23 protein-coding genes and 1 tRNA gene are annotated in these 24,450 nt (G+C 70.5%); 14 read left to right on the forward strand and 10 right to left on the reverse strand.

The features are described 5' to 3' along the window. A partial coding sequence (locus AB0O82_RS36175) for a hypothetical protein (protein ID WP_363588894.1) occupies window positions 1–211 on the forward strand: 211 nt, incomplete at its 5' end. Between the two features lie 302 nt (window positions 212–513). On the opposite strand, the gene AB0O82_RS36180 is transcribed toward AB0O82_RS36175, so the two are convergent. After that, window positions 514–1,038, reverse strand: a complete 525-nt coding sequence (locus tag AB0O82_RS36180; RefSeq protein WP_363588896.1) for a GNAT family N-acetyltransferase — start codon at window positions 1,036–1,038, stop codon at window positions 514–516. Between the two features lie 69 nt (window positions 1,039–1,107). Next, a complete protein-coding gene (locus AB0O82_RS36185; protein ID WP_363588898.1) occupies window positions 1,108–1,521 on the reverse strand; it encodes a GNAT family N-acetyltransferase in 414 nt (137 codons plus the stop codon). 275 nt (window positions 1,522–1,796) lie between these two features. Between AB0O82_RS36185 and AB0O82_RS36190 the strand changes: the two genes are divergently transcribed. Continuing rightward, window positions 1,797–2,648 (forward strand): alpha/beta hydrolase, encoded by an 852-nt coding sequence (locus AB0O82_RS36190; protein WP_363588900.1) that lies wholly within the window; start codon window positions 1,797–1,799, stop codon window positions 2,646–2,648. A gap of 87 nt (window positions 2,649–2,735) precedes the next feature. Here the strand turns inward: AB0O82_RS36190 and AB0O82_RS36195 are convergent, their stop codons facing one another. Continuing rightward, the gene (locus tag AB0O82_RS36195; RefSeq protein ID WP_363588902.1) at window positions 2,736–3,164 is read right to left on the reverse strand and encodes a hypothetical protein; all 429 of its coding nucleotides are present in this window, start codon (window positions 3,162–3,164) and stop codon (window positions 2,736–2,738) included. Between the two features lie 206 nt (window positions 3,165–3,370). Further along, a complete protein-coding gene (locus AB0O82_RS36200) occupies window positions 3,371–4,033 on the reverse strand; it encodes a class I SAM-dependent methyltransferase (RefSeq protein ID WP_363588904.1) in 663 nt (220 codons plus the stop codon). Window positions 4,034–4,103: 70 nt separating this feature from the next. Here AB0O82_RS36200 and AB0O82_RS36205 point away from each other — a divergent pair, with 70 nt between their 5' ends. After that, a complete protein-coding gene (locus tag AB0O82_RS36205; protein WP_363588906.1) occupies window positions 4,104–4,796 on the forward strand; it encodes a TetR/AcrR family transcriptional regulator in 693 nt (230 codons plus the stop codon). Window positions 4,797–4,829: 33 nt separating this feature from the next. On the opposite strand, the gene AB0O82_RS36210 is transcribed toward AB0O82_RS36205, so the two are convergent. After that, window positions 4,830–5,375 carry a GNAT family N-acetyltransferase gene (locus AB0O82_RS36210; RefSeq protein ID WP_363588908.1) on the reverse strand — a complete coding sequence of 182 codons (546 nt, stop codon included), beginning with the start codon at window positions 5,373–5,375 and terminating at the stop codon, window positions 4,830–4,832. Between the two features lie 187 nt (window positions 5,376–5,562). Beyond that, window positions 5,563–8,250 carry a DNA polymerase I gene (gene polA / locus AB0O82_RS36215; protein ID WP_363588923.1) on the reverse strand — a complete coding sequence of 896 codons (2,688 nt, stop codon included), beginning with the start codon at window positions 8,248–8,250 and terminating at the stop codon, window positions 5,563–5,565. A gap of 347 nt (window positions 8,251–8,597) precedes the next feature. Here polA and AB0O82_RS36220 point away from each other — a divergent pair, with 347 nt between their 5' ends. The 6 genes from AB0O82_RS36220 (at window position 8,598) to AB0O82_RS36245 (ending at window position 15,519) form a co-directional block, all read left to right on the forward strand. Next, window positions 8,598–9,062 (forward strand): hotdog fold thioesterase, encoded by a 465-nt coding sequence (locus AB0O82_RS36220; RefSeq protein WP_363368771.1) that lies wholly within the window; start codon window positions 8,598–8,600, stop codon window positions 9,060–9,062. Between the two features lie 591 nt (window positions 9,063–9,653). Next, entirely contained in the window at window positions 9,654–10,892 is a 1,239-nt protein-coding gene (locus AB0O82_RS36225; RefSeq protein WP_363588910.1) for a branched-chain amino acid ABC transporter substrate-binding protein, read from the forward strand. A gap of 220 nt (window positions 10,893–11,112) precedes the next feature. After that, the gene (locus AB0O82_RS36230; protein ID WP_063347149.1) at window positions 11,113–12,042 is read left to right on the forward strand and encodes a branched-chain amino acid ABC transporter permease; all 930 of its coding nucleotides are present in this window, start codon (window positions 11,113–11,115) and stop codon (window positions 12,040–12,042) included. Window positions 12,043–12,047: 5 nt separating this feature from the next. After that, window positions 12,048–13,976, forward strand: a complete 1,929-nt coding sequence (locus tag AB0O82_RS36235) for a branched-chain amino acid ABC transporter permease (protein ID WP_363588925.1) — start codon at window positions 12,048–12,050, stop codon at window positions 13,974–13,976. A gap of 8 nt (window positions 13,977–13,984) precedes the next feature. Continuing rightward, window positions 13,985–14,806, forward strand: coding sequence for an ABC transporter ATP-binding protein (locus AB0O82_RS36240; RefSeq protein WP_363588927.1), 822 nt, complete (start codon window positions 13,985–13,987; stop codon window positions 14,804–14,806). Further along, on the forward strand, window positions 14,803–15,519 hold the full coding sequence (locus AB0O82_RS36245; RefSeq protein WP_350881732.1) for an ABC transporter ATP-binding protein: 717 nt from the start codon (window positions 14,803–14,805) through the stop codon (window positions 15,517–15,519). The genes AB0O82_RS36240 and AB0O82_RS36245 overlap by 4 nt, the downstream gene beginning before the upstream one ends. 66 nt (window positions 15,520–15,585) lie before the next feature. On the opposite strand, the gene AB0O82_RS36250 is transcribed toward AB0O82_RS36245, so the two are convergent. Continuing rightward, the gene (locus tag AB0O82_RS36250; RefSeq protein WP_063347151.1) at window positions 15,586–16,242 is read right to left on the reverse strand and encodes a response regulator; all 657 of its coding nucleotides are present in this window, start codon (window positions 16,240–16,242) and stop codon (window positions 15,586–15,588) included. Between the two features lie 94 nt (window positions 16,243–16,336). On the opposite strand from AB0O82_RS36250, the gene AB0O82_RS36255 reads away from it, so the two are divergent. Then, window positions 16,337–16,419, forward strand: a tRNA-Leu gene (locus AB0O82_RS36255). Between the two features lie 82 nt (window positions 16,420–16,501). Here AB0O82_RS36255 and AB0O82_RS36260 read toward each other — a convergent pair. The 3 genes from AB0O82_RS36260 to pyk form a co-directional block, all read right to left on the reverse strand. After that, window positions 16,502–16,801 (reverse strand): helix-turn-helix transcriptional regulator, encoded by a 300-nt coding sequence (locus AB0O82_RS36260; protein WP_350881736.1) that lies wholly within the window; start codon window positions 16,799–16,801, stop codon window positions 16,502–16,504. Beyond that, on the reverse strand, window positions 16,798–17,157 hold the full coding sequence (locus AB0O82_RS36265; RefSeq protein ID WP_363588913.1) for a type II toxin-antitoxin system RelE/ParE family toxin: 360 nt from the start codon (window positions 17,155–17,157) through the stop codon (window positions 16,798–16,800). The genes AB0O82_RS36260 and AB0O82_RS36265 overlap by 4 nt, the downstream gene beginning before the upstream one ends. A 110-nt stretch (window positions 17,158–17,267) precedes the next feature. Further along, window positions 17,268–18,698, reverse strand: a complete 1,431-nt coding sequence (gene pyk / locus AB0O82_RS36270) for a pyruvate kinase (protein ID WP_363588915.1) — start codon at window positions 18,696–18,698, stop codon at window positions 17,268–17,270. A gap of 281 nt (window positions 18,699–18,979) precedes the next feature. Between pyk and AB0O82_RS36275 the strand changes: the two genes are divergently transcribed. The 4 genes from AB0O82_RS36275 (at window position 18,980) to AB0O82_RS36290 (ending at window position 24,376) form a co-directional block, all read left to right on the forward strand. Then, a complete protein-coding gene (locus AB0O82_RS36275; RefSeq protein ID WP_063347154.1) occupies window positions 18,980–20,056 on the forward strand; it encodes a hypothetical protein in 1,077 nt (358 codons plus the stop codon). An 8-nt stretch (window positions 20,057–20,064) separates the two neighbouring features. Next, window positions 20,065–21,696, forward strand: coding sequence for a VWA domain-containing protein (locus AB0O82_RS36280; protein ID WP_363588917.1), 1,632 nt, complete (start codon window positions 20,065–20,067; stop codon window positions 21,694–21,696). Further along, on the forward strand, window positions 21,683–22,276 hold the full coding sequence (locus AB0O82_RS36285; protein WP_363588919.1) for a hypothetical protein: 594 nt from the start codon (window positions 21,683–21,685) through the stop codon (window positions 22,274–22,276). Before AB0O82_RS36280 ends, AB0O82_RS36285 begins: the two co-directional genes overlap by 14 nt. 267 nt (window positions 22,277–22,543) lie before the next feature. Then, complete coding sequence (locus AB0O82_RS36290; RefSeq protein WP_363588921.1) at window positions 22,544–24,376, forward strand: 5'-nucleotidase C-terminal domain-containing protein; 1,833 nt, start codon at window positions 22,544–22,546, stop codon at window positions 24,374–24,376. Window positions 24,377–24,450 lie beyond the last annotated feature (74 nt).

The raw sequence follows: 24,450 nt of genomic DNA on the forward strand, positions 1-24,450 counted from the left end.
CACCACCGGCAACCTCACCACCGCCTACCTCTCCCTCACCGCCACCCAACCCCACCCCACCACCGGCGACCCCACCCACTACTGGACCACCCTCATCACCGCCGGCGAACTCCTCACCGCCACCCCCACCCCCGACCCCCGCCTCAAACCCGCCCTCACCCACTGCCGCACCCAAGCCCAAGCCCAAGCCACCCACGCAACCCACCCATGAACACAGGAAGTCGACCCACCCGACTTCCTGCGCACACCCGCCCCCAACCCCCGCAGAGCCCACCTGCCGCACACCGCCCTGGCTTCGTTCACTTCCAGCAGTAGCGTTTGTCTGCCGGTTTGAGCCGCGGTTGCCGATCTTGAGGACCGTGGATGTTCACGAGAAACAGCAGCAGTCGACAAGGCGGCCCGCCACCCCTTCCGGCGGCGGGCCGTCGAGTCTGCATTCGCCCCACCCACGAGCTCGTGGCGTGGGTTCTCCCGCAGCTGGCCTTCGAGGCAGTTGCTGCCAACGCGGGTAGCTCAGCTGTTGAGGCTGGGTGCGACCTCGCGGGTCATACGGAGGTTGGGCAGCTTTCCTTGCCAAAGCTCTCGCTCGCTCGTGACCTTGAATCCGTGGTGCTGGTAGAAGCGGACCGCGCTGTCGTTGTAATCGGTGGCCCATAGGCATATGGGTGTGGCTCCGGCCCAGGTGAGGAACTCGGTCATCATGCGGCCACCAAGTCCCTGGCCCTGGACGTGTTCCAGCAGATACATCGGTCCGAGAGTAACCACCTCGCCGCGGCGCCCGCAGAGAACGCCGACGATCTCGGTTTCAGAACGGAGAACACGGCAGAACAGCAGATCCGGGTCCTGGTTCGCTGCCTCGATGAACTCCCGCCACTGGTTGATGCCTTCCGCGGTAGCTGACGAGCCGCGGTGCTCACGGATCCAGTCCTCGTCGATCCCCACCTCCGGGTTGGGGTATGTCTGCAGCCAAGCCCTCAGCAGCAACAGCCCCAGCTGCGCGGAGTCACCCGGACGAGCAGCTTCGATCACGTAAGTCATGGCAACGATCCTCACCGATCACCCACCGCCTCAGACTGCCCAGTCATCCCTGCGACGGAGGCGGCCCGCTCAGAGCCGCATGAGCCCGGCGGCGGTCGGCCGGAATCCGCACTGACCGTAGAAGGACTCCAGGTGCGGTTCGTAGTCGACGTGCAGCCACTCGGCACCGCGTGCGCTCGCCTCGCCGGCAGCCGCCCTCACCAACCGGGTCCCGAGCCCCTGCCCGCGCTCGTCCGGGTGCACGGTGGTGTCCAGGACGAAGGCGTGCACACCACCGTCGCCGACGACGTTGACGAATCCGACCAGCCGGTTCCCCCGGCGCGCCGCGATCCAAGCCAGGCTGCGGGCCAGCATCGGCGCGAAGGAGGTCGGCTTGTGATTCGGCCACGACGCGCTGAACAACTCGTCGAGTTCGGCATCCGTCAGCTCAGGACACACCGCCAACACCTCGTCATCGGCCCACGACACATCACTGATCACCATGCAGGGCCAGCCTGCCATGCATCCACGGCCGTGATCGCCGCTCCACTCGTCGCCCGAGACCTCGAAGGCGGCGACCCCGCGCGCGGTCGTCGACGGCGACGGGCCGAGCTGGGCGCAGGAAGTCGGCCCCGCAGACTTCCTGCGCCCGGGCCCTCGCGCCAAGGGCGAGCACCGGCGTCGGCCACCGCACCGCCCGCCACATCCGCCCGCCGAATCCGCCCACCCAACCCTATGATGTGATCGCCCTGTTGACGCGCTACCAACAGGAGCTGACCATGTCCTCACCCCTGCCCACCGCCGTTCGTCTGACCGTCGGCCGGCACACCTTCGACGGACTGGCCGCCGGGCCCGCCGACGGGGAACTCGTCCTGCTGCTGCACGGGTTCCCCGAGTTCGCCGACTGCTGGAGCGCCGAGCTGACCGCGCTGGCCGCGGCCGGCTACCGCGCGGTGGCGGTGGACCAGCGCGGCTACTCCCCCGACGCCCGCCCCGCGGACATCGCGGACTACTCCGTCGAGCTGCTGGTCGCGGACGCGCTGGGCTTCGCCGACGCCCTGGACGCGCCGCGCTTCCACCTGGTCGCCCACGACTGGGGCGGCCTCGTCGCCTGGGCGCTGGCCTCCACCCACCCGGAGCGGCTGCACAGCCTGACCGTGCTCTCCACCCCGCACCCCGAGGCGCTCTACGAGGCCCTGAACAACGACAGCGACCAGCGCGAACGCTCCCAGTACATCAGGGAGTTCCGCCTTCCGGAGCACGTGGCCGAACAGGCCATGCTGGCCGACGACGCGGCCAGGCTGCGCGCGATCTACCGGGGCGCACTGCCGACGGACCAGGCCGAGTCCAACGTCCGACGGCTGACCGAGCCGGGCGTGCTGACGGCCGGGCTCAACTGGTACCGGGCGATCAACGAGGAACTCCGGGTGCCGGCCGGCGAGATCACCGTCCGCACGCTCTTCGTCTGGGGTACCGAGGACCGCGCTTTGGGCCGCGACGCCGCCGACCTGACGGCCAAGCACGTCAGCGCCCCGTACCGGTTCGTCGCGCTGGAGGGTGCCACCCACTGGCTGCCGGAGGCCGACGCCGAGCGGATCGTGCCGCTGCTCCTGGAGCACCTCGCGGGCTGACCCGGAGCAGTGTTCCCGGCGCGCCGCCCCACCGGCGCGCCGGTTTCGCCGCCCTCAGCCCGCCCTCAGCCCACCCTCAGCCCGCCCTCAGCCCGTCCTCGGCGTGTTCCGGGATCGCGCCCAGCTCTCCGCCTGCTCCGGGTCCCACAGGAAGCGGGCGCCGAAGTCCTTCTCCTCGCCGGGTCCCGCCTCCGTCAACGCGCGCACCAGCGCCGGGCTGTAGACGGCGTGGACCCTGAAGTTCGCCAGGAGCCGACTCTTGATCACGATCCGCACGTAGCGACGGCTGTTGCCCCGGTGACGTCCGGCCACGATGACGCAGTCACCGCCGTCGCCCCAGGCCGGCGGCGCGATCCACACCTTCGCCCCCGGCGCGAAGTGCCGCAGCCCCTTGCGGATCTCCGACCCGCCTTCGCCGTGACCGGTCTCCTGAGCGACATTGGCCACGAGGCACACGCCCAGCGGCTCCGGTCCGGTTGCGTCCGTCATGGCAGCCATGATCGCCTGACCGGACACAGTGGCGCGCGTCCTTTTCCCAGGGCCGGGCCTCCGGGCCGTCGGCCGACGGCGACCGGCTCGGCCCGGGGGGCCACGTCGGCCTCATCCGGGCCGTCCACCCGCAGGGCATTCGTGAGTTGCCCACGCGTCACGACCAGTGTCGTACCGGGTTCCACCCCCACGCAGAAGGCGGTGCCCACAACCGATCACGACACCACACGGGTCTAGAGGCGGCAGCTGATCTCCATTCCGTCCTCCACGGGGAACGTGACGCTCTGGTAGCCGTTGGCGGGGTCGCGGACGTAGTCGAGGTAGGGCGCGAGGGCCTCCAGGTCGACGTCGTCGGCGACGACGAGGGTGCCGGGCGCGAGGCGTGGTTCGAGGAGTCGCAGGACGGGCAGGCACAGGTCCTTCCAGCCGTCGAGGAGGACGAAGTCCGCGGAGCCGTCGACTGCGGCGAGGGTGTCGCGGGCGTCTCCTTCGAGGACGGTGATCAGGTCGTCCAGTCCCGTCTCGGTGAACGTCCGGCGGGCGGCCGCGGCCTTGGCGGCGCTCAGTTCCGTACTGATCACCCGCCCCGTCCCGTTGTCGCGCACCGCGGCGGCGAGATGGAGCGTGGAGATGCCGAAGGACGTGCCGAACTCGACGACGGTGGCGGGGCGGGTGGCCCGGATCAGGTTGTAGAGGAGGCGGCCGCCCTGGGCGGAAATCGGCATGTACACCTCGGCGTTGGCGTCGGCCTGCTCCTGCGGGCCGAGGGGCGCGGAGTTCTGGGGCCACGCCGCCCGGATCCGCCTGCTGGTCGCCTCGTCCTGCTCGGCATGCCGGAACATCCGGTCGAGGGCGGTGGCGACGCGGGGGTCTTCGAGGGTGTTGGTGGGTGTCATGGGCCTAGACTAGACGCACCGTTGCGTTGCGTCTAGCGGTTCTGGCCTACCCTGGCCCCAGGAGGCAGACATGGAACGAGGAAGTACGGCCGCCGCGGCGGCCGGGTCACAACCGGCGGCACGCCACCACGGCAACCGGCACGGCCGCAGCGAACAGGCCCGGCAGGCAGTGCTGGAGGCGGCCGACGACCTCTTGGTCGAGAAGGGCTTCACCGGCGTCACCATCGAGGGCATCGCCGCCCGGGCGGGCGTCGCCAAGCAGACCGTCTACCGCTGGTGGAAGACCAAGACCGACATCCTCCTGGACGCCTTCCTCCAGGACGCGACCGAAGCCCTGACCCCGCCGGACCACGGCGACCTGGCCCCGGACCTGCGCGCCCACCTGCGCCAACTGGCCCTGTTCCTCACCCGGTCCGACGCGGGCGCCGTCTTCAAGGCCCTCATCGGGCACGCCCAGCACGATCCCGCGTTCGCCGCCGCCCTGCGGTCCGGGTACCTCGACGAACAGCGCCGACGCGACCGGCTCCCGCTGGAACGCGCGGTGGAACGCGGCCAGCTCGCCGCCGGACTCGACATGGCGGCGGAGATCGACCAACTCGTGGGACCGCTCTACCACCGCGTCCTGGTGACGGCGGAACCCGTGGACCAGGCTTTCACCGACCGCCTCGTCGAGGCGTTCCTGCACCGCGCGAACGTAGCCGACGCCGCGGACGCCGCGGACGCAGCGGACGCAGCCGACGCACGGAAGCCGGGGAGCAGCTGACTCCGAAGGCGGGCCGGCGGGAGGTGGCCGCGCTCAGTGCCGAGGGGTTGCGGCGTACTGGTCCGACGACAACGCGAACACCCGTACTCGCCGACCGCCGGCGGGACTGACGGTCTCACGGGCCAGCTGCATCCCCAGTTTGGTCATGATCCGTTCGGAGGCGTCGTTGCCCACCTGAGTGATGCTGACGATCCGCTCCAGCCCTCGCTCCTCGAACGCGAACCGCACAGCCGCCGCAGCGGCCTCGGTGGCCAAGCCGCGCCCCCAGTGGGAGCGTCCCAGCCGCCAGCCGACCTCGACCGCCGGCAGTACCTCCGGCAGGAATTCGGGGACCGAGAGGCCGGTGAACCCGGCCAGCTCACCAGTGGACCGGATCTCCACGGCGAACAGGCCGAAGCCCTGTGTCTCCCACTCGCTCTCCCAGGCCTGGATCCCGCCGCGGGTCTGCTGTTCGTCACGGACGCTGCCGTCACGGATCCACCGCATGACCTCGGGGTCGGCATTGACGGCAGCCATGGGCGCGACGTCCTCCTCGCGCCAGCGACGCAGGATCAGACGCGGAGTCTCAAGCGTGACCATCGGATCATTCTGGACCGCCAAGGGGCTCTCCGCCATCCGCCGCTGCCCACCGCCGATCGTCGCGCCCGCTGCGCGACGGCCCGCGGGAGCGGAGCGGCGGGCCCGGACACCAGCCGTGTCCGGGCCCGCCGAGAACCGCACCGCCGAACCGCACCGCAGCCCTGCACCGCCGAACCGCGCCGCCGGATCAGTGCGCGGCGGCCTCCCAGTTGGCGCCGACGCCCACCGAGACGTCCAGCGGGGCGCGCAGCGGGTAGGCGCCGGCCATCTGCTCGCGGACGATCGCCTCGACCTGCTCGCGCTCGCCCGGCGTCAGCTCCAGCACGATTTCGTCGTGCACCTGGAGCAGCATCCGGGAGGTGAGGCCGGCGGCGCGCAGCGCCTCGTCCACCCGCAGCATGGCGATCTTGACGATGTCGGCGGCCGAGCCCTGGATCGGGGCGTTGAGGGCCATCCGCTCCGCCATCTCGCGGCGCTGGCGGTTGTCGCTGTTGAGGTCCGGCAGGTAGCGGCGGCGGCCGAGCAGCGTCTCGGTGTAGCCGGTGGCGCGGGCCTCGTCGACGACCCGGCGCAGGTAGTCGCGGACGCCGCCGAAGCGCTCGAAGTAGGTGTCCATCAGGCCCTGGGCCTCGCCGGGCTTGATGCCGAGCTGCTGCGAGAGCCCGTACGCGGACAGCCCGTAGGCGAGGCCGTAGGACATCGCCTTGATCTTGCGGCGCATCTCGGCGTCCACCGCGGTGCCCGGCACCTCGAAGACCTGGGAGGCGACGGTGGTGTGCAGGTCCTCGCCGGTGGCGAAGGCCTCCAACAGGGCCTCGTCCTCGGAGAGGTGGGCCATGATGCGCAGTTCGATCTGCGAGTAGTCGGCGGTGAGCAGCGACTCGTAGCCCTCGCCGACGACGAAGGCGCGGCGGATGGCGCGGCCCTCCTCGGTGCGGACGGGGATGTTCTGCAGGTTCGGGTCCTGCGAGGAGAGCCGACCGGTAGCGGCGACCATCTGGTTGAAGGTGGTGTGGATGCGGCCCTTGGGCGAGACCGTCTTGAGCAGGCCCTCGACGGTGGTGCGCAGCTTGGCCTGGTCGCGGTGGCGCAGCAGGATGACCGGCAGTTCGTTGTCGGTCTGGGTGGCGAGCCAGGTGAGCGCGTCGGCGTCGGTGGTGTAGCCGGTCTTGATCTTCTTGGTCTTGGGGAGGGCGAGCTCGCCGAAGAGGATCTCCTGGAGCTGCTTGGGCGAGCCGAGGTTGAACTCGCGCCCGGCGGCGGCGTGCGCCTCCTCGACTACGCGCTGGATCTCGGTGGCGAACTGCGTCTCCAGGCTGGTGAGCCAGGGGCGGTCGGCGGCGATGCCGGTGCGCTCCATCCGGGCCAGCAGGGCGGCGATCGGCAGCTCCATGTCGCGCAGCAGCCCGGTGGCGCCGACCTCGGCGAGGCGGGTGTCGAAGAGCGCGGCGAGGTCGAGGACGGCGCGGGCCTGGAGCATGAGTGCCTGGGCGCCTGCCGCCGGGTCCTCCTCCGGGGCGTCGAAGGCGAGTTGGCCGTCCTCGGTGGCGGGGGCGGGGGTGAGCGAGCGGGCCAGGTACTCCTCGGCGAGCACCTCCAGGGTGAAGGTGCGGCGGCCGGGCTTCTCCAGGTAGGCGGCGAGGGCGGTGTCGGCGACGACGCCCTCGATGGCCCAGCCGCGCTCGGCGAAGGCCCGCATGACCTGCTTGGCGATGTGCAGGGCCTTGGGGGCGGCCGGGTCGGCGAGCCAGGCGGCGAAGGCCCGCTCGTCCTCCTCGGCGAGCTGCGCCGGGTCGAACCAGGCGGCGGACTCCCCTGCGGCCAGGGCGACTTCGGTGACCTCGCCGGTGCCGAGCGCCCACTGGTAGACGGCGGCGAGGGCGACCGGGGCCTTGGTGTCGGCGGCGTGCTCGCGCAGCCAGCCGGCCAGCGTGCCCGGGTCGGTGAGGAGTTCGCCGTCGACCTCGACGCCGGGGGCGAGTTCGGCCGCGGCCTCCTCCTCGCCGGCGGCCGGGTCGATGCCGTGGACGCGGTCGCGGAAGTTGGCGTTGCGGAACTCCAGCGACTCCATCAGCGTGCCGACGGCGGCCTTGTCGAACGGCGCGCGGGCCAGGTCGCCGACGCCGAGCGGGAGTTCGACGTCGCGGACGAGCTCGGTGAGGACGCGGTTGCGCTTGACCGAGTCGAGGTGTTCGCGCAGCTTCTCGCCGATCTTGCCCTTCACCTCGTCGGCGCGGGAGACGAGTTCGTCGAAGGAGCCGAACTGGTTGACCCACTTGGCGGCGGTCTTCTCGCCGACGCCGGGGATGCCGGGCAGGTTGTCGGACGGGTCGCCGCGCAGGGCGGCGAGGTCCGGGTACTGGCGCGGGGTGACGCCGTACTTCTCGGCGACCTTCTCCGGGGTGTAGCGGGTGAGCTCGGAGACGCCCTTGGTCGGGTAGAGCACGGTGATGTGGTCGGTGACCAGTTGGAGGGAGTCGCGGTCGCCGGTGACGATGTCGACGTCGTAGCCGGCCGCCTCGGCGGCGGTGGCCAGGGTGGCGATGATGTCGTCGGCCTCGAAGCCCTCGGCCGTCAGCCGGGGGACGTTCATCGCGTCGAGCAGTTCGCCGATCAGGCCGATCTGGCTGCGGAACTCGTCCGGCGTCTTGGCGCGGTTGGCCTTGTAGTCGGGGAACTCGACGGAGCGGAAGGTCTGCCGGGAGAGGTCGAAGGCGACGGCGAGGTGGGTGGGCTGCTCGTCCCGGACGGTGTTGGCGAGCATCGAGGCGAAGCCGTAGACCGCGTTGGTGGGCTGGCCGGTGGAGGTGTTGAAGTTCTCCACGGGCAGGGCGTAGAAGGCCCGGTAGGCCATCGAGTGCCCGTCGAGCAGCATCAGCCGGGGCCGCGGGCCGGCCCCGCCGCCACCCGTCGCGCCCTTGTCCGTACTCTGCGTAGCCACGTCAACGTCCCGTTCCTGCCGATTCCACTACCGGCCACCGATCCTATGGCCCGGCACCGACAAAAGGGGCGCCGTGCCGATCGGGCGCCGTGCCGATCGGGCGCGGGGCCCGTCGGGCGCGGGCGGCGGGGGCGCGCCGGGGGCCGCCGTGCCCGGGGCGTCCGTTGACACGCCCCGGCCCCGGACACGCCCCGACCCCGGACACGGCCGCTACCGCCGAGTAGGACGGTCGTACGATCACAGGCAGCACGATGACGATCCCCGAGCGGCAGGAGTTCCCCATGACCGACGCGGCCCCCGACGCGGCCCCCGTCCTGAAGGTCCCGCAGGACGTGCTGGACCACTTCGCCAAGCTCGGCGTCGACCCGCAGACCTTCTCCGGCGGCGCCCTCGGCGAGAAGCTCGGCATCCGGATCGTCGAGGCCTCCGGCGACCGGGTGGTCGGCACCATGCCGGTGGAGGGCAACCAGCAGCCGTACGGGCTGCTGCACGGCGGCGCGTCCGCGGCGCTGGCCGAGACGCTGGGCTCGATCGGCGCGATGCTGCACGCGGGCCCCGGCCGGTACGCGGTCGGGGTGGACCTCAACGCCACCCACCACCGCTCGGCCACCTCCGGGCTGGTCACCGGGGTGGCGACGGCGGTGTTCAAGGGCCGCACCGCCGCCACGTACGAGATCGCGATCACCGACGACACCGGCAAGCGGGTCACCAGCTGCCGGCTGACCTGCATGCTGCGCGACCTCTGACCCCGCGCCGGGACCCTTCCCGGTGCCGACGGATCATCAAATCCCTTGACCGCCCCCTTGTTTGACCTTCCGCCACCCTGGGCAGGCGTTGGTCTGGACAAGGGGGCGGCGGCATGTCCGGGCGCGGCCGACGCGGCAGCATGCCCGGAATCCGCGCAGGTAACGCTACGTAACAAGTAGGAAATCCGAGCAATGGCCCGCTCCGAGGCTCGCAGGCGGCCCGGAGTTCCTTCGCCATGCCCTCGCTGTCCGAAATCCGGACGAGCATGACCGGAACAAGTGAATCGGACACGGGCGTCCGACTATCGACCAAGCCAGCTGCAACCCCCATTTCCGGCCCTTACATCGCCCCAACAGCCCCTAAACGCCCTACATCGGCGGATCGCTCGCGCCAAAACGACCACATGCTGAGACAACTGCTCTGTGTGCTCATAACAAGAGAATCACAGCCTCGCCACACCACTGCCCGAGTCGCCCAGAGGCATCTAGAGTCACGGCCAGTCACCGCGCCAACGGATTGGGCCCGGCCCTCCGCGCATCCCGGCTCCCGCCAACTCAGGCGCGGCGCCTCCCGAACCGAAGGGGACCCTCGTGCGTCACCGTTCCGCAATTGTCGTGAGCATTGCCGTGATCGGCGCCCTGAGCCTCAGCGCGTGCGGCTCCCGCGACGACAAGAAGTCCGCCGACGGAGGCAGCGGCAACAGCGGCTCCGCCACCACCGTCACCATCGGCATCGACGCCCCGCTCACCGGCGACCTCTCCGCCATCGGCATCGGCATCCGCAACTCCGTCGACCTCGCGGTCAAGAAGGCCAACGAGCAGAACGAGGTCCCCGGCGTCAAGTTCCAGGTCAAGGCCCTCGACGACACCGCCAAGCCCGGCCCCGGCCAGCAGAACGCCACCCAGCTCGTCGCCGACAACAGCGTCCTCGGCGTCGTCGGCCCGCTCAACTCCAGCGTCGCCCAGTCGATGCAGCAGATCTTCAACGACGCCAACCTCGTCGAGATCTCCCCCGCCAACACCGGCGTCGCCCTCAGCCAGGGCGAGAAGTGGGTCACCGGCGAGAAGAAGCGCCCCTTCAAGACCTACTTCCGCACCGCCACCACCGACGCCGTCCAGGGCCCCTTCGCCGCCCAGTTCCTCGCCAAGGACGCCAAGAAGTCCAAGGTCTTCCTCATCGACGACCAGAAGACCTACGGCGCCGGCCTCGCCGCCACCTTCAAGGCCGAATTCACCAAGCAGGGCGGCAACATCGTCGGCGAGGAGCACGTCAACCCCGACGACCGCGACTTCTCCGCCATCGTCACCAAGGTCAAGACCTCCGGCGCCGAAGCCGTCTACTACGGCGGCGAGTACCCCGCCGCCGGCCCGCTCTCCCTCCAGCTCAAGGACGCCGGCGTCAACATCCCGCTGATGGGCGGCGACGGCATGCAGAGCGCCGACTTCATCAAGCTCAACCCCAAGAGCGCCGGCGACTACGCCACCGCCGTCGGCGGCGCCGTCGAACAACTCCCCACCGCCGCCAAGTTCATCGCCGACTACAAGGCCGCCGGCTACAAGGACCCCTACGAGACCTACGGCGGCTACTCCTACGACAGCGGCTGGGCCATCATCCAGGCCGTCAAGGCCGTCGCCGCCGCCAACAACGGCAAGCTGCCCGCCAACCCGCGCGCCGCCGTCGTCGACGCCGTCCAGAAGGTCTCCTTCGACGGCGTCACCGGCAAGGTCTCCTTCGACGAGTTCGGCGACACCACCAACAAGCAACTCACCGTCTACACCGTCAAGGACGGCAAGTGGACCGTGGAGAAGACCGGCACCTTCAACGGCTGAACCTCCAGCGGCTGAACCTCCAGCGGCTGGGCCTTCAACGGCTGAGCCCTCGACAGCTGGGCCTCCAGCGGCTCAGCCCTCGACGGCTGAACCTCAACCGCTGAGCCGGCCCGCACCACCTTCCAGCAGCACAGCGCGCGGGGGCGCCACGAGTACCCCCGCGCGCCCCCACATCCACCACCCACGCGGACAACCCCGAACGCACTACGGAGGCCCAGCGGTGCACGACCTACCGCAGCAGCTGGCCAACGGCCTGATCCTCGGCGCCCTCTACGGACTCGTCGCGATCGGCTACACGATGGTCTACGGCATCGTCCAGCTCATCAACTTCGCCCACGGCGAGATCGTCATGGTCGGCGGCTTCGGCGCCCTGACCGCCTACCTCGCCCTCCCCGGCGGCACCACCCTGTGGCTGGCCCTGCCGCTCATGCTGATCGCCGGCATCCTGGTCTCCACCCTCACCGCCGTCGCCGCCGAGCGCTTCGCCTACCGGCCCCTGCGCAACGCCCCCCGACTCGCCCCCCTCATCACCGCGATCGGGCTGTCCATCTTCCTCCAGCAACTCGTCTTCTCCTTCTACCCCGACGCCAAGAAGGCCCGGGTCTTCCCCAAGATCCCCGGCGACCCCTTCAGCCTCGGCTCCGTCACCATCCAGCGCAGCGACCTCTTCCTGCTCATCGCCGCCCCGCTGTGCATGCTCGCCCTCGGCTGGTTCGTCACCCGCACCCGCTCCGGCCGCGCCATGCAGGCCACCAGCCAGGACCCCGACACCGCCAAGCTCATGGGCATCGACACCGACCGCATCATCGTCATGGCCTTCGCCATCGGCGCCGCGTTCGCCGCCGTCGCCGCCGTCGCCTACGGACTGCGCAGCGGCCAGGTCGACTTCCGCATGGGCTTCATCCTCGGCCTCAAGGCCTTCACCGCCGCCGTCCTCGGCGGCATCGGCAACATCTACGGAGCCATGCTCGGCGGCATCGCCCTCGGCCTCGCCGAAAGCCTCGCCACCGGCTACATCCAGCACCTCCCCGGCATGCACCTCTTCGGAGGCGGCGCCTGGAAGGACGTCTGGGCCTTCGTACTCCTCATCCTCGTGCTCCTCGTCCGGCCCCAGGGCCTGCTCGGCGAGCGCGTCGCGGACAGGGCGTGACCACCATGACCACCACCACCGAAACCACCCCGGTCATCCCCCTGCCGGCCCGCGCCGCCACCGCCCTCACCGGCCTCGGCGCCCTCACCACCGCCGCCTCCGCCGCCCTCCCCTGGACCTGGACCTCCGACTTCCCCGGCGACCTCACCTACACCGGCTCACCCGCCGGCCTCCAATGGCTCGCCCTCGCCGCCGGACTCCTCACCCTCCTCCTGCTCCTCGCCACCCACGGCACCCCCGGCCTGCGCTGGGCCGCCCCCACCCGCAGCCACAACGCCGTCCTCTACACCGCCACCGGCGCCCTCGCCGTCAGCGTCTTCTCCGTCGCCGCCATCGCCACCGAACTCGGCGGCCTCGCCAACCTCGAAGCCGGCGGCTGGATCCTCGCCGCCGGCGGCCTCCTCACCGTCCTCGGCGCCCTCGGCCTCCCCCTCGACCGCCGCACCCGCGTCCCGCTGCGCATCCTCGACAAGCGCCTCTTCCTGCTCGTCCCCGTCGCCCCCGCCGGCTGGTTCGCCGCCCACGCCATCCCCGGCGACCAGCCCGTCGCCCCCGTGATGACCGCCCTCGCGGGAGCCCTCGCCATCGCCGCCGGCGTCGTCCTGCTGCTCCAGCTCGGCCACCTCGCCCACACCTGGCTGCGCCTGGGCACCGTCGACCGGCCCCTGCCCGCGCCGCGCCAACTCCCCTCCTGGGCCGAAGTCCTGATCATCGTCCTGGCCTTCGGCCTCGGACTGTTCACGATCACCTTCGGCATCGACACCGAGTACGGCGAACTCTTCATCGGCTACCTGCTGCTCGCCGCCCTCGTCGTCCCCGCCCTCACCCGGTCCGGCCTGCTCGCCCGGCTGCGCGCCCTGACCGTCAAGCACCGCCCCGTCACCACCGGCGCCGCCTTCGCCGCCGCCGCCAGCTTCCCCTTCACCCAGACGAGCGACCAGTACACGTCCGTCGCCACCAACATCCTGATCTTCGCCACCGTCGCCCTCGGCCTCAACATCGTCGTCGGCCTCGCCGGCCTGCTCGACCTCGGCTACGTCGCCTTCCTCGGCGTCGGCGCCTACGCCGCCGCCCTGGTCTCCGGCTCCCCCGCCTCCCCCATCCACGTCCAGTTCCCGTTCTGGGCCGCGATGCTCACCGGCGCCGCCGTCTCCATGGTCTTCGGCGTCCTCATCGGCGCCCCCACGCTGCGCCTGCGCGGCGACTACCTCGCCATCGTCACCCTCGGCTTCGGCGAGATCTTCCGCATCACCATGCTCAACCTCAACGGCACCACCGGCCCCAAGGTCACCAACGGCTCCAACGGCATCCCCCGGATCCCCGACCTGGAGATCCTCGGCTTCGACCTCGGCAAGCCGCACACCGTCGCCGGCATCGAGCTCGGCCGCTTCTCCAACTACTACCTGCTGATGCTCCTCGTCACCGCCCTGGTCGTGCTCGTCTTCGCCCGGGTCGGCAACTCCCGCATCGGCCGCGCCTGGGTCGCCATCCGCGAGGACGAGACCGCCGCCGAGGCCATGGGCATCAACGGCTTCCGCCTCAAGCTCCTCGCCTTCGCCCTCGGCGCCTGCCTCGCCGGCCTCGCCGGCACCGTCCAGGCCCACGTCAGCTACACCGTCACCCCCGACCAGTACACCTTCGCCGAGGCCCTCCCGCCCAACTCCGCGTTCCTGCTCGCCGCCGTCATCCTCGGCGGCATGGGCACCATCAGCGGGCCCCTCGCCGGCGCCACCCTCCTCTTCCTCATCCCCAAGAAGCTCGAATTCCTCTCCGACTACCAGTTGCTCGCCTTCGGCGCCGCCCTCATCATCCTGATGCGCGTCCGCCCCGAGGGCCTCATCCCCAACCGGCGCCGCCAACTGGAGTTCCACGAGGCCGCCATCCCGGCCCAGCCCGCCGGCGACGGCGCCGCACTCACCAAGGCAGGGGCGTGACCACCCAGATGACCACCACCGCCACACCCCTGCTCGAAGTCACCGGCGTCACCATGCGCTTCGGCGGCCTCACCGCCGTCAACGACGTCAGCCTCACCGTCGGCGAAGGCGAGATCATCGGCCTCATCGGCCCCAACGGCGCCGGCAAGACCACCTTCTTCAACTGCCTCACCGGCCTCTACGTCCCCACCGAGGGCGCCGTCCGCTACCGCGGCACCCTCCTGCCGCCCAAGCCCCACCTCGTCACCCAGGCCGGCATCGCCCGCACCTTCCAGAACATCCGGCTCTTCGCCAACATGACCGTCCTGGAGAACGTCCTCGTCGGCCGCCACACCCGCACCAAGGAAGGCATCTTCTCCGCCATCCTCCGCGGCCCCGGCTACCACCGCGCCGAAAACGAGAGCCGCGAGAAGGCCATGGAACTCCTCGCCTTCACCGGCCTCGCCGACAAGGCCGACCACCTCGCCCGCAACCTCCCCTACGGCGAACAGCGCAAGCTGGAGATCGCCCGCGCCCTCGCCTCCGACCCCGGCCTCCTGCTGCTCGACGAACCCACCGCCGGCATGAACCCCCAGGAGACCCGCGCCGCCGAGGAACTCGTCTTCGCCATCCGCGACCAAGGCGTCTCAATCCTCGTCATCGAGCACGACATGCGCTTCATCTTCAACCTCTGCGACCGCACCGCCGTCCTCGTCCAGGGGCAGAAGATCGTCGAAGGCGACCGCGAAACCGTCCAGAACGACGAACGCGTCATCACCGCCTACCTCGGCGCCCCGCTCGAAGGCACCACCCCCGCAGTCGCGGAGACCGTTACGGAGACCGACCAGTGACCGCACTCCTCGAGGTCGAGGACCTCCGCGTCGCCTACGGCAAGATCGAAGCCGTCAAGGGCATCAGCTTCACCGTCAACCAGGGCGAGGTCACCACCCTCATCGGCACCAACGGCGCCGGCAAGACCACCACCCTGCGCACCCTCTCCGGGCTCCTCAAACCCACCGCCGGACGCATCGCCTTCGACGGCCAGGACCTCACCACCGTCCCCGCGCACAAGATCGTCGCCCTCGGCCTCGCCCACTCCCCCGAAGGCCGGCACATCTTCCCCCGCATGACCATCGAGGAGAACCTCCTCCTCGGCGCCTTCCTGCGCACCGACACCGCCGGCATCACCGCCGACGTCGACCGCGCCTACGACCTCTTCCCCATCCTCGGAGAACGCCGCCGCCAGGCCGCCGGCACCCTCTCCGGCGGTGAACAGCAGATGCTCGCCATGGGGCGGGCCCTGATGTCCCAGCCCAAACTGCTCATGCTCGACGAGCCGTCCATGGGCCTGTCGCCGCTGATGATGCAGAAGATCATGGCGACCATCATCGAGCTCAAGGCCGCCGGCACGACCATCCTGCTCGTCGAACAGAACGCCCAGGCCGCCCTCTCCCTCTCCGACCGCGGCTACGTCATGGAGACCGGCCGCATCGTCCTCTCCGGGACGGGCGCCGACCTCCTGCACGACGAGTCCGTCCGCAAGGCCTACCTCGGCGAGGACTGACACCTCCACGCCTCCACGCACGGAGGGCCCGGCAGACGAGATCTGCCGGGCCCTCCTCGCGTCCGTCTACTCGGACGCGTCCTCGTCCGCCTTCTTGCGGTCCTGGGCCGCGCCCTCCTCGATGACCGCCTCGGCCACCGCGGCCATCGTCATCCGACGGTCCATCGACGTCTTCTGGATCCACCGGAACGCCGCCGGCTCGTTCAGCCCGAACTTCGTCTGCAGCACGCCCTTCGCCCGGTCCACCAGCTTCCGGGTCTCCAGCCGCTGGGTGAGATCCGCGATCTCCTCCTCCAGCGTCCGCATCTCGGTGTACCGCGACACCGCCATCTCGATCGCCGGCACCAGGTCCGCCTTGCTGAACGGCTTCACGATGTACGCCATCGCCCCGGCGTCCCGCGCCCGGTCCACCAGCTCCCGCTGCGAGAACGCCGTCAGCATCAGAACCGGCGCCAGGTGCTTCTCGTGGATCTGCTCGGCGGCGGAGAGCCCGTCCAGCACCGGCATCTTCACATCGAAGATCGCGAGGTCCGGCCGAAGCTCCTCCACCAGCTTCACCGCCGTGGCCCCGTCCCCGGCCTCACCGACGACGGTGTACCCCTCCTCTTCGAGCATCTCCTTGAGGTCGAGGCGGATCAGCGCCTCATCCTCGGCGATCACAATCCGGGTGATCTGGGGCGAATCGGTCTCAAGCGGCTGTGCCTGCTCGTCGGCGGTGCTCACGGGGCTCCTAGTTCCGGCGGGGTACTGCAATAAATGAGGGTACCTAGCAGCAGCTGCCCGCACACAGCCGGTATGCTCTGTCGGGACTGGCCCCGCCGGGTTGGTGGAACGGCATACACGGATGTCTCAAACACATCTGCCCGAGAGGGCTTGCGGGTTCGAATCCCGCACCCGGCACCCTACGCAACGCCCTCATTCGTCCGGCCTTCATCACGACGGATACTCCCGGAATCACCTGCATTCCACCCGTGCACCCGGCTCAGCTCGCCCTCTCCAAGGGCTCCAACTCGACAGTGAGCCGCATGCCCAGCGCCGCCGCGAGCCGTTCCAGCACCACGATGGTCGGCATCGTTCCGCCCGCCTCGAAGCGGGCCACGGCAGGCTGCTGCATACCAGCCGCCGCGGACAACTGGGTCTGGGTCATGCCGAGCGCCTCACGGCGCAGGCGGACGGCCTCCCCGAGTTCGAATCGGATCCGGGCCGCCTCGTAGGCCGCGCCCGCCCCCGGTCGGTTCAGGATCTCCTCGCGCAGAGCACGCCAGGACGTGCGTTCGCTCATCTCGCCCACTCCTCGTCCTCGTCAGCCGTGTGCTGCTCGGCCACGCAGCGACGCAGCGCCCGCCTCGCCCGGTCGACCTCCGCCGTCTCCCGCATCCGCGTCTTACGGAACACGGTCAGCAGGATGATCCTCCTGCCGGACGCGATCCAGTAGGTGATGCGCATGTCCAGCTCGTCCAGGTGGAAGCGCAGCTCCCGGAGCTTGCCGTCCAATTGCCTGGTGTGCGGTTCCCCGAGCAGGGGGCCGCGGGCGGCGAGCAGGTCGACGTAGAACGTCACCGTTTCCTGACCGTCGTGGCCCAGTCCGAGAATCCAGTCCCGGACCTCCGGCTCGAGCTCCACCTCTCCCCAAGTCATAACACGAATGTTATGGAGCCGCCAGGGCCGCCTCGCCCGGATCCGAGGACCGGCGGGCGACATCCCTCCGGATGAGGGATGCCGCCCACGAATGACCGTTCGGACTCCGGTCAGTTGTCCAGGGTCCCCACGTGGTGGACGCGGACGAGGTTGGTGGAGCCGGCGAGGCCGGGCGGGGAGCCGGCGGTGATGACGACGATGTCGCCCTTCTGGCAGCGGCCGAGCGACAGGAGGGCCGCGTCGACCTGTTCGACCATCTGGTCGGTGGTGGGGGCGAAGGGGCCGAGGAAGGTCTCGACGCCCCAGGTGAGGGCGAGTTGGCTGCGGACGGCGGGTTCGTAGGTGAAGGCGAGGACGGGGATGGGCGAGCGGTAGCGGGTCAGCCGGCGTGCGGTGTCGCCGGACTGGGTGAAGGCGATGAGGTACTTGGCGTGCAGGAAGTCGCCGATCTCGGCGGCCGCGCGGGCGACGGCGCCGCCCTGGGTGCGCGGCTTGTTGCCGGTGGTCAGGGGCGGCAGTCCGGCGGCGAGGATGTCGGTTTCGGCGGCCTCGATGATGCGGCTCATGGTCTTGACGGTCTCGACGGGGTACTTGCCGACGGAGGTCTCGCCGGAGAGCATCACGGCGTCGGTCCCGTCGAGGACGGCGTTGGCGACGTCGGAGGCCTCGGCCCGGGTGGGCCGGGAGGCGTTGATCATCGAGTCGAGCATCTGGGTGGCGACGATGACCGGCTTGGCGTTGCGCTTGGCGAGTTTGACGGCGCGCTTCTGGACGAGCGGGACCTGTTCGAGGGGCATCTCCACGCCCAGGTCGCCGCGGGCCACCATGATGCCGTCGAAGGCGTCGACGATGGATTCCAGGTTGTCGACCGCCTGCGGCTTCTCGATCTTGGCGATGACGGGGACGAGGCGCCCCTCCTCGGCCATGATCCGGTGGACGTCCTCGATGTCGCGGCCGCTGCGGACGAAGGAGAGCGCGATCAGGTCGGCGCCGGTGCGCAGGCCCCACCGCAGGTCGGCGACGTCCTTGTCGCTGAGTGCGGGGACGGAGACGGCGACGCCGGGGAGGTTGAGGCCCTTGTGGTCGGAGACGAGGCCGCCTTCGATGACGAGGCAGCGCACGCGCGGCCCGTCGACCTCGACGACCTCCAGGGTGACCCGGCCGTCGTCGACGAGGATGCGTTCGCCGCGGGTGACGTCGGCGGCGAGGCCGGGGTAGGTGGTGCCGCAGATGTCCTTGTCTCCGACGACGCCGTTGTCGGTGGAGATGGTGAACTCGTCGCCGCGTTCGAGAAGTACGGGGCCGTGGGCGAAGGTGTCGAGCCGGATCTTCGGGCCTTGAAGGTCGACGAGGATGCCGACGCTGCGGCCGCTCTCGTCGGCGGCCTTGCGGACGCGGCGGTAGCGTTCCTCGTGCTCGTCGTGGGTTCCGTGGCTGAGGTTGAAACGGGCGATGTCCATTCCGGCGTCGACCAGGGATTTGATCTGGTCGTACGAGTCGGTGGCCGGCCCGAGGGTGCAGACGATTTTTGCTCGGCGCATACTGCTGAGGGTAGGCATTACCGGCGCGTAACCACGACGCGGGTCCGGACGGCGGGATGACCTTTGCCGTAAGGCGAGTTGAACAATCTGACACATCCTCGGACCGGTGTGCGAGCAGCTGCCCGGGTGCCGTCGCCGTCCGGCCTTCCGATGCGAACCCGTGAAGGGGTGTTCACCCTTGGTTCACCGTCGGTTCGGCCGCCGCTCCCCGCCCGGCGGGACGCTCGTCACCCCCGGGTGACCACCCGGACGACGTAGCGGACGAGGGGGAGGCGTTCGGCATGAGACGCACTCTGGGGGTGTTGGCGGCGTTGGCCCTGCTGGGCGGGGTGACGTACGCGCTGATCCCGCAGGACGACCCGGGCGGCGACATCGTCACCGTCTCCGGCCTGATCGGTTCGGAGAAGCGCGACTTCTTCCAGGATCCGCAGGTCGTCGCCGAGTTGGCCAAGCAGGGCATGAAGGTGAACGCGGAGAGCATCGGCTCCTGGCTGATGGACGGCGACGCGAAGGACTTCGCGTTCCCGGCCAGTCAGCCACCGGCCGACAAGCTGCGCGTGGACTGGAACATCAAGGAGGTCCCGGTCCAGCCGTTCTACTCGCCGCTGGTGATCCTCGCGCACCGCCCGGTGGCGGACGTCCTGATGGGCAACGGCCTGGCCACCCTGGACCATTCCACCGGGCTGTGGACGTTCCGGATGGACGCCTACCTGGCCGCGCTGAAGGCCGGCCGCACCTGGCCGGACCTCGCGGGCGCGACCGAGCACGCGGAGTTGAAGGGCCCGGTGTTCCTCACCACCACCGACCCTGAGACGTCCTCCTCGGGGGCGCTGCACATCGCCCTGCTGTCGTACCTGCTGAACAACCGCCAGGTGGTCTACGACCAGGCCGGGATCGACGCCACCAAGGACGTGCTGCGCACGGCGACGGCGATCCAGGGCGGCCAGAAGAGCAGCAGCGACGAGCCGTTCAAGGCCTTCCTGGCCGGGGTCGGCAATCCGCTGGTGCTCGCGTACGAGTCGCAGGCCGCCGCGATGGTGCTGAAGGGCGAGTCGACCGGCGACATGGTGGTGCTGTACCCGGACACCACCATCTACACCGACCACACCATCGTCGGCCGCACGCCGAACGGCCGGCGGCTGGCCGCCCAGCTGCACGACAACGCCGAACTTCGTCGGCTGGAGGCGAAGTTCGGCTTCCGCCCGCAGGACGACCCGGACGCCTTCGCCGCGCTGGTGAAGGGCAAGACCCCGGTCCTGGCGCCCAATCTCGCGGCGGCGAAGGTCAACCAGCCGCAGATTCCCGTGCCCGACATCCTGACCAGGCTGATCAAGGCCGCCAAGGGGAAGGCTCAGTGAACTCCCGGATGAAGAAGCACAGTTGGCCGGTCGCCGCGCTGGCGACCCTGCTGGCGTCCGCCGCCTGCACCTCCACCCCGCCGGGCCCGAAGCCGTCCGACCCGCCGGCCACGACGGCGCAGCCGGGGGTGCTGCGGGTGCTGGCCGGCAGCGAGCTGCAGGACCTGGCGCCGATCCTGGAGGACGCCAGGAAGGCGACCGGGGTGACGGTGCAGTTCTCCTGGACGGGCTCGCTGGACGGCGCGGACGCGGTGTCCTCGGGCCGGGCGGACGGCAAGTACGACGCGGTGTGGTTCCCGTCCAACCAGTACCTGCGACTGGACGACGCGGGGAAGTCGAAGGTGCTGTCGGAGACGCCGGTGATGGTGTCGCCGGTGGCGGTGGGGGTGCGGTCCTCGGTCCTCAACGAGCTCGGCTGGGGGGACGGTTCGAAGGTCTCCTGGGCGCAGGTCGGGGATGCGGCGTCGGCCGGGAAGCTGGCGTACGGGATGGCGGACCCGTCCCGGTCGAACTCGGGCTTCTCGACGCTGGTGGCGGTGGCCTCGGCGTTCTCGGGTGCGGGGGCGGCGCTGACCGAGGGGGACGTGCAGAAGGCGGCGCCGCAGTTGAAGCAGTTCTTCACCGGCCAGAAGCTGACGTCGGGCTCCTCGGGCTGGCTGGCGCAGGCCTACACCCGGGCGGAGCCGGGCAAGGTCGGGGCGCTGGTGAACTACGAGTCGGTGCTGCTGTCGATGAACAAGTCGCTGGCGGCGGACCAGCAGCTGACGGTGATCCGCCCGGTGGACGGGGTGGTGTCGGCGGACTATCCGCTGTCGCTGCTGTCCTCGTCCGCGCAGCGGGAGCGGGACTCCTTCCAGCGGTTGACGGCGTACCTGTTGAAGGAGGACGTGCAGAAACGGATCTCCGAGGTGACGCTGCGCCGCCCGGTGGCGCCGGGGGTGTCGCCGGCGGCCGGGCTGCCGGCGGACCGGCGCCGGGAGCTGCCGTTCCCGGGGAGCCGGGCGGTGGCGGACGGGCTGCTGGCCTCGTACCAGAACGAGCTGCGGCGGCCGTCGCGGACGGTGTACGTGCTGGACACCTCGGGGTCGATGGAGGGTTCGCGGATCTCGGCTCTGAAGTCGGCGCTGGGCCGGTTGACGGGGGCGGACGACACCCGGGCGGTGCGCCGGTTCCGGGACCGCGAGGAGGTGACGCTGATCTCCTTCGCGTCGAAGGTGAAGTGGGCGAGGACGCACGCGGTGCCGGCCTCGGGGAGCAAGCCGGGCCCGGAGACGGAGCTGGCGTCGATCGACGCGGACGTGCAGTCGCTGGCGGCGTCGGGGGGTACGGCGCTGTACGACTCGCTGGAGGAGGCGTACCGGGTGATCGACCGGCAGCAGTCGGCGGCGGGGGACGACCGGTTCACGTCGATCGTGCTGATGACCGACGGGGAGAGCAACGAGGGGGCTTCGGACGGCGACTTCAAGCGGTTCCACGACGGGCTGCCGGCCGGGCAGAAGTCGATCCCGGTGTTCCCGATCAAGTTCGGGGAGGCGGCGGTGAGCCAGCTGCAGGGGATCGCGGACGTGAGCGGCGGCAAGCTGTTCGACGGGTCGGGTTCGCTGGACGGGGTGTTCGAGGAGATTCGTGGCTACCAGTGACGGGTTCGGCCGGCGGGTGCTGCGGTACCTGGAGTCGGCCCGGAACCTGGTCGGCTGCGGGGGCGGCGCGGTGGGACTGGGGCTGCACTTCGCCGGGCTGGGCGGGGCGTGGTGGCCGGCGGTGGTGGCGGGGCTGTACGGGGCGGGCGCGCTGCTGACGCCGGGCGCGCGGGCGGACCCGCCCGTCGTGCCGCCCGTCGTCCTGCCCGTCGATCCGCTGGTGCCGCCGCTGCCGTCGGGGCCGTCGGGGCCGTCGACGGCTTCCACGTCGACGCCCAGGCCGGACCCGGAGCCCGCGCCGGAGCCCGCACCGCGACCCGATCCCGAGCTCGCCGCGCTGGCCGACTACCTGGCCACGGTGCCGCTGCCGGATTCGGCCGGTGTGGCGGGCCTGCTGGCGGCGCTGCGCTCGGCGGAGCCGGGGCCGGTGCCCGAGGAGATCGTGCGGCACCGGCTGCCGGTGGCGGTGGCCGGCTACCTGCGGGCGCTGACCTGGCGGCCGTGGGCGGGGCCGGCCGCCCCGGATCCGGAGGCGGAGCTCGGCCGCGAGGTGCGCCGACTGGTCGCGGACCTGAACTGAGCGTCCTGCCCCCGAGGGTCCTGCCCCCGAGGAAACCGGACAGGGCCCGGCCGGGTCCCCTTACCACCCCGCCCTCCGCGCACCCCCGTCACGAACGAGTCGCCAAGATCTCACCTGCTGGAAACGTCGGAGGGCTATCCACCGGCCGGGCCCGCACGGCACACTTCTACGCGCGTCCTTCTACGCGCGTCGATGCGCTTCGGCACGCCACCCGAACACCAGTTGACGGACCATCGGCCCGTCAGTCCCCACCCGGGAGAGTCGTCCATGCCCCTGAACCGCCGTGACTTCGTCACCCGGTCCGCCGCCACCGCAGCCGGCGCCGCCCTGACCGGCGGAGCAGTCGTCGCCGCCGCCCCCGCCGCCGTGGCCGCCGAGCCGGCTCCGGCGGCCGCCAAGGGCAAGCGCAAGGGCCGCAAGCAGGCCTTCACCGTCATGGGCACCACCGACCTGCACGGCCGGGTGCTCAACTGGGACTACTTCACCGACGCCGTGTACGCCGACAAGGCGCACAACGACGTCGGCCTCGCCAAGATCTCCACCCTGGCCAACCAGGTCCGCGAGGAGAAGGGCTGGGACCGCTGCCTGCTGATCGACTCCGGCGACATCATCCAGGGCACCCAGCTGACCTACTACTACGCCCGGATCGAGCCGATCGCCACCGACGGCGACAACGTGCCCGACCACCCCATGGCCGTCGCCATGAACCTCATGGGCTACGACGCCGCCGCGCTCGGCAACCACGAGTTCAACTACGGCATCCCCACCGTGAAGGCCTTCGAGGACCAGCTGGAGTTCCCGCTGCTGGGCGCCAACGCGCTGCACGCGAAGAACGAGAAGCCGGCCTTCAAGCCGTACGTGATCAAGGAGGTGTGGCTGGACGAGGATACCCCTCTGAAGGTCGGCATCCTCGGCCTCACCAACCCGGGCATCGCGATCTGGGACAAGGCCAACGTCACCGGCAAGATGGTCTTCCCGGGCATCGTCGAGACGGCCGCCAAGTATGTGCCCCGGATGAAGGCCGCGGGCGCGGACGTCATCGTCGTCTCCGCCCACTCCGGCATCGACGAGCCGACCACCTACGGCGACCAGCTGCCCTGGCCCGAGGACGCCTCCGGCGAGATGGCCGAGACCGTTCCGGGCATCGACGCGGTGCTGGTGGGCCACACCCACAAGGAGGTGGCGCAGCGGCTGATCGTCAACAAGAAGACCGGCAGGACCGTGGTGCTCTCCGAGCCGCTGTGCTGGGGCCAGCGCCTGAGCTGCTTCGACTTCGACGTCGAGTTCGCCGACGGCGCGTGGAAGGTCCTCTCGGTGTCCTCGCGGGTGCTGAACTCCAACACCGTGCCGGAGAACCCGGAGATCGTGGACGCGCTGACCGAGCAGCACAAGAAGGTCGTGGCGTACGTCAACCAGCAGATCGGCACCTGCAAGACGGATCTGTCGATCGCCGAGGCGCGGTTCCGGGCGACCCCGATCATCGACCTGATCGGCCGGGTGCAGGCGGACGCGGTGAAGGCGGCGCTGGCGGGCGGGCAGTACGCCAACCTGCCGGTGCTGGCGCAGGCGGCGCCGTTCAACCGGACGGCGCTGATCCCGGCGGGCCAGGTGAAGCTGCGCGACGCGGCGGGTCTGTACATCTACGAGAACACGCTGGAGGCACGCGTCCTGACGGGCGCGCAGCTGAAGGACTACCTGGAGTTCTCGGCCAAGTACTACAACCAGCTGGCCCCGGGCGCGCCGGTCGACAAGGACGCGCTGACCGGCGCGGAGACCACGCCGGACTACAACTACGACTCGCTGTACGGGCTGAGCTACGACATCGACATCGCGCAGCCGAAGGGGCAGCGGATCGTCAACCTGTCGTTCCAGGGCAAGCCGATCGACCCGGCCGCGCAGTTCGTCCTGGCGGTCAACAACTACCGTGCCAACGGCGGCGGCAACTTCCCGCACGTGGCGCAGGCCAAGCTGGTCTGGTCGAACTCGGACGAGATCCGCAACACGATGATCGCCTGGGTGAAGGCCAAGGGCGTCATCGACCCGGCAGACTTCTTCACCGACTCCTGGCGCCTGGTGCGCGCCGGCCAGCCGGTGTTCTGAGCACCTCATCCGAAGCCACCGTCTCCGCCGAGCGCGGCAGGGCGAGGGCCACCACCGATCCGGGGGCCACCCCG

It is taken from the genome of Kitasatospora sp. NPDC088264 (assembly GCF_040685715.1).
GTDB lineage: Bacteria > Actinomycetota > Actinomycetes > Streptomycetales > Streptomycetaceae > Kitasatospora.

What these genes read in the sequence shown, in the direction of transcription:
- AB0O82_RS36200 (WP_363588904.1), bottom strand. Translation starts at nt 4,033, where the DNA reads ATGACACCCACCAACACCCTCGAAGACCCCCGCGTCGCCACCGCCCTC.
- AB0O82_RS36205 (WP_363588906.1), top strand. Translation starts at nt 4,104, where the DNA reads ATGGAACGAGGAAGTACGGCCGCCGCGGCGGCCGGGTCACAACCGGCG.
- AB0O82_RS36235 (WP_363588925.1), top strand. Translation starts at nt 12,048, where the DNA reads ATGACCACCACCACCGAAACCACCCCGGTCATCCCCCTGCCGGCCCGC.
- AB0O82_RS36240 (WP_363588927.1), top strand. Translation starts at nt 13,985, where the DNA reads ATGACCACCACCGCCACACCCCTGCTCGAAGTCACCGGCGTCACCATG.
- AB0O82_RS36280 (WP_363588917.1), top strand. Translation starts at nt 20,065, where the DNA reads ATGAAGAAGCACAGTTGGCCGGTCGCCGCGCTGGCGACCCTGCTGGCG.
- AB0O82_RS36265 (WP_363588913.1), bottom strand. Translation starts at nt 17,157, where the DNA reads ATGACTTGGGGAGAGGTGGAGCTCGAGCCGGAGGTCCGGGACTGGATT.
- AB0O82_RS36260 (WP_350881736.1), bottom strand. Translation starts at nt 16,801, where the DNA reads ATGAGCGAACGCACGTCCTGGCGTGCTCTGCGCGAGGAGATCCTGAAC.
- AB0O82_RS36190 (WP_363588900.1), top strand. Translation starts at nt 1,797, where the DNA reads ATGTCCTCACCCCTGCCCACCGCCGTTCGTCTGACCGTCGGCCGGCAC.
- AB0O82_RS36180 (WP_363588896.1), bottom strand. Translation starts at nt 1,038, where the DNA reads ATGACTTACGTGATCGAAGCTGCTCGTCCGGGTGACTCCGCGCAGCTG.
- polA (WP_363588923.1), bottom strand. Translation starts at nt 8,250, where the DNA reads ATGCTGCTCGACGGGCACTCGATGGCCTACCGGGCCTTCTACGCCCTG.
- AB0O82_RS36210 (WP_363588908.1), bottom strand. Translation starts at nt 5,375, where the DNA reads ATGGTCACGCTTGAGACTCCGCGTCTGATCCTGCGTCGCTGGCGCGAG.
- AB0O82_RS36220 (WP_363368771.1), top strand. Translation starts at nt 8,598, where the DNA reads ATGACCGACGCGGCCCCCGACGCGGCCCCCGTCCTGAAGGTCCCGCAG.
- AB0O82_RS36290 (WP_363588921.1), top strand. Translation starts at nt 22,544, where the DNA reads ATGCCCCTGAACCGCCGTGACTTCGTCACCCGGTCCGCCGCCACCGCA.
- AB0O82_RS36185 (WP_363588898.1), bottom strand. Translation starts at nt 1,521, where the DNA reads ATGGTGATCAGTGATGTGTCGTGGGCCGATGACGAGGTGTTGGCGGTG.
- AB0O82_RS36275 (WP_063347154.1), top strand. Translation starts at nt 18,980, where the DNA reads ATGAGACGCACTCTGGGGGTGTTGGCGGCGTTGGCCCTGCTGGGCGGG.
- pyk (WP_363588915.1), bottom strand. Translation starts at nt 18,698, where the DNA reads ATGCGCCGAGCAAAAATCGTCTGCACCCTCGGGCCGGCCACCGACTCG.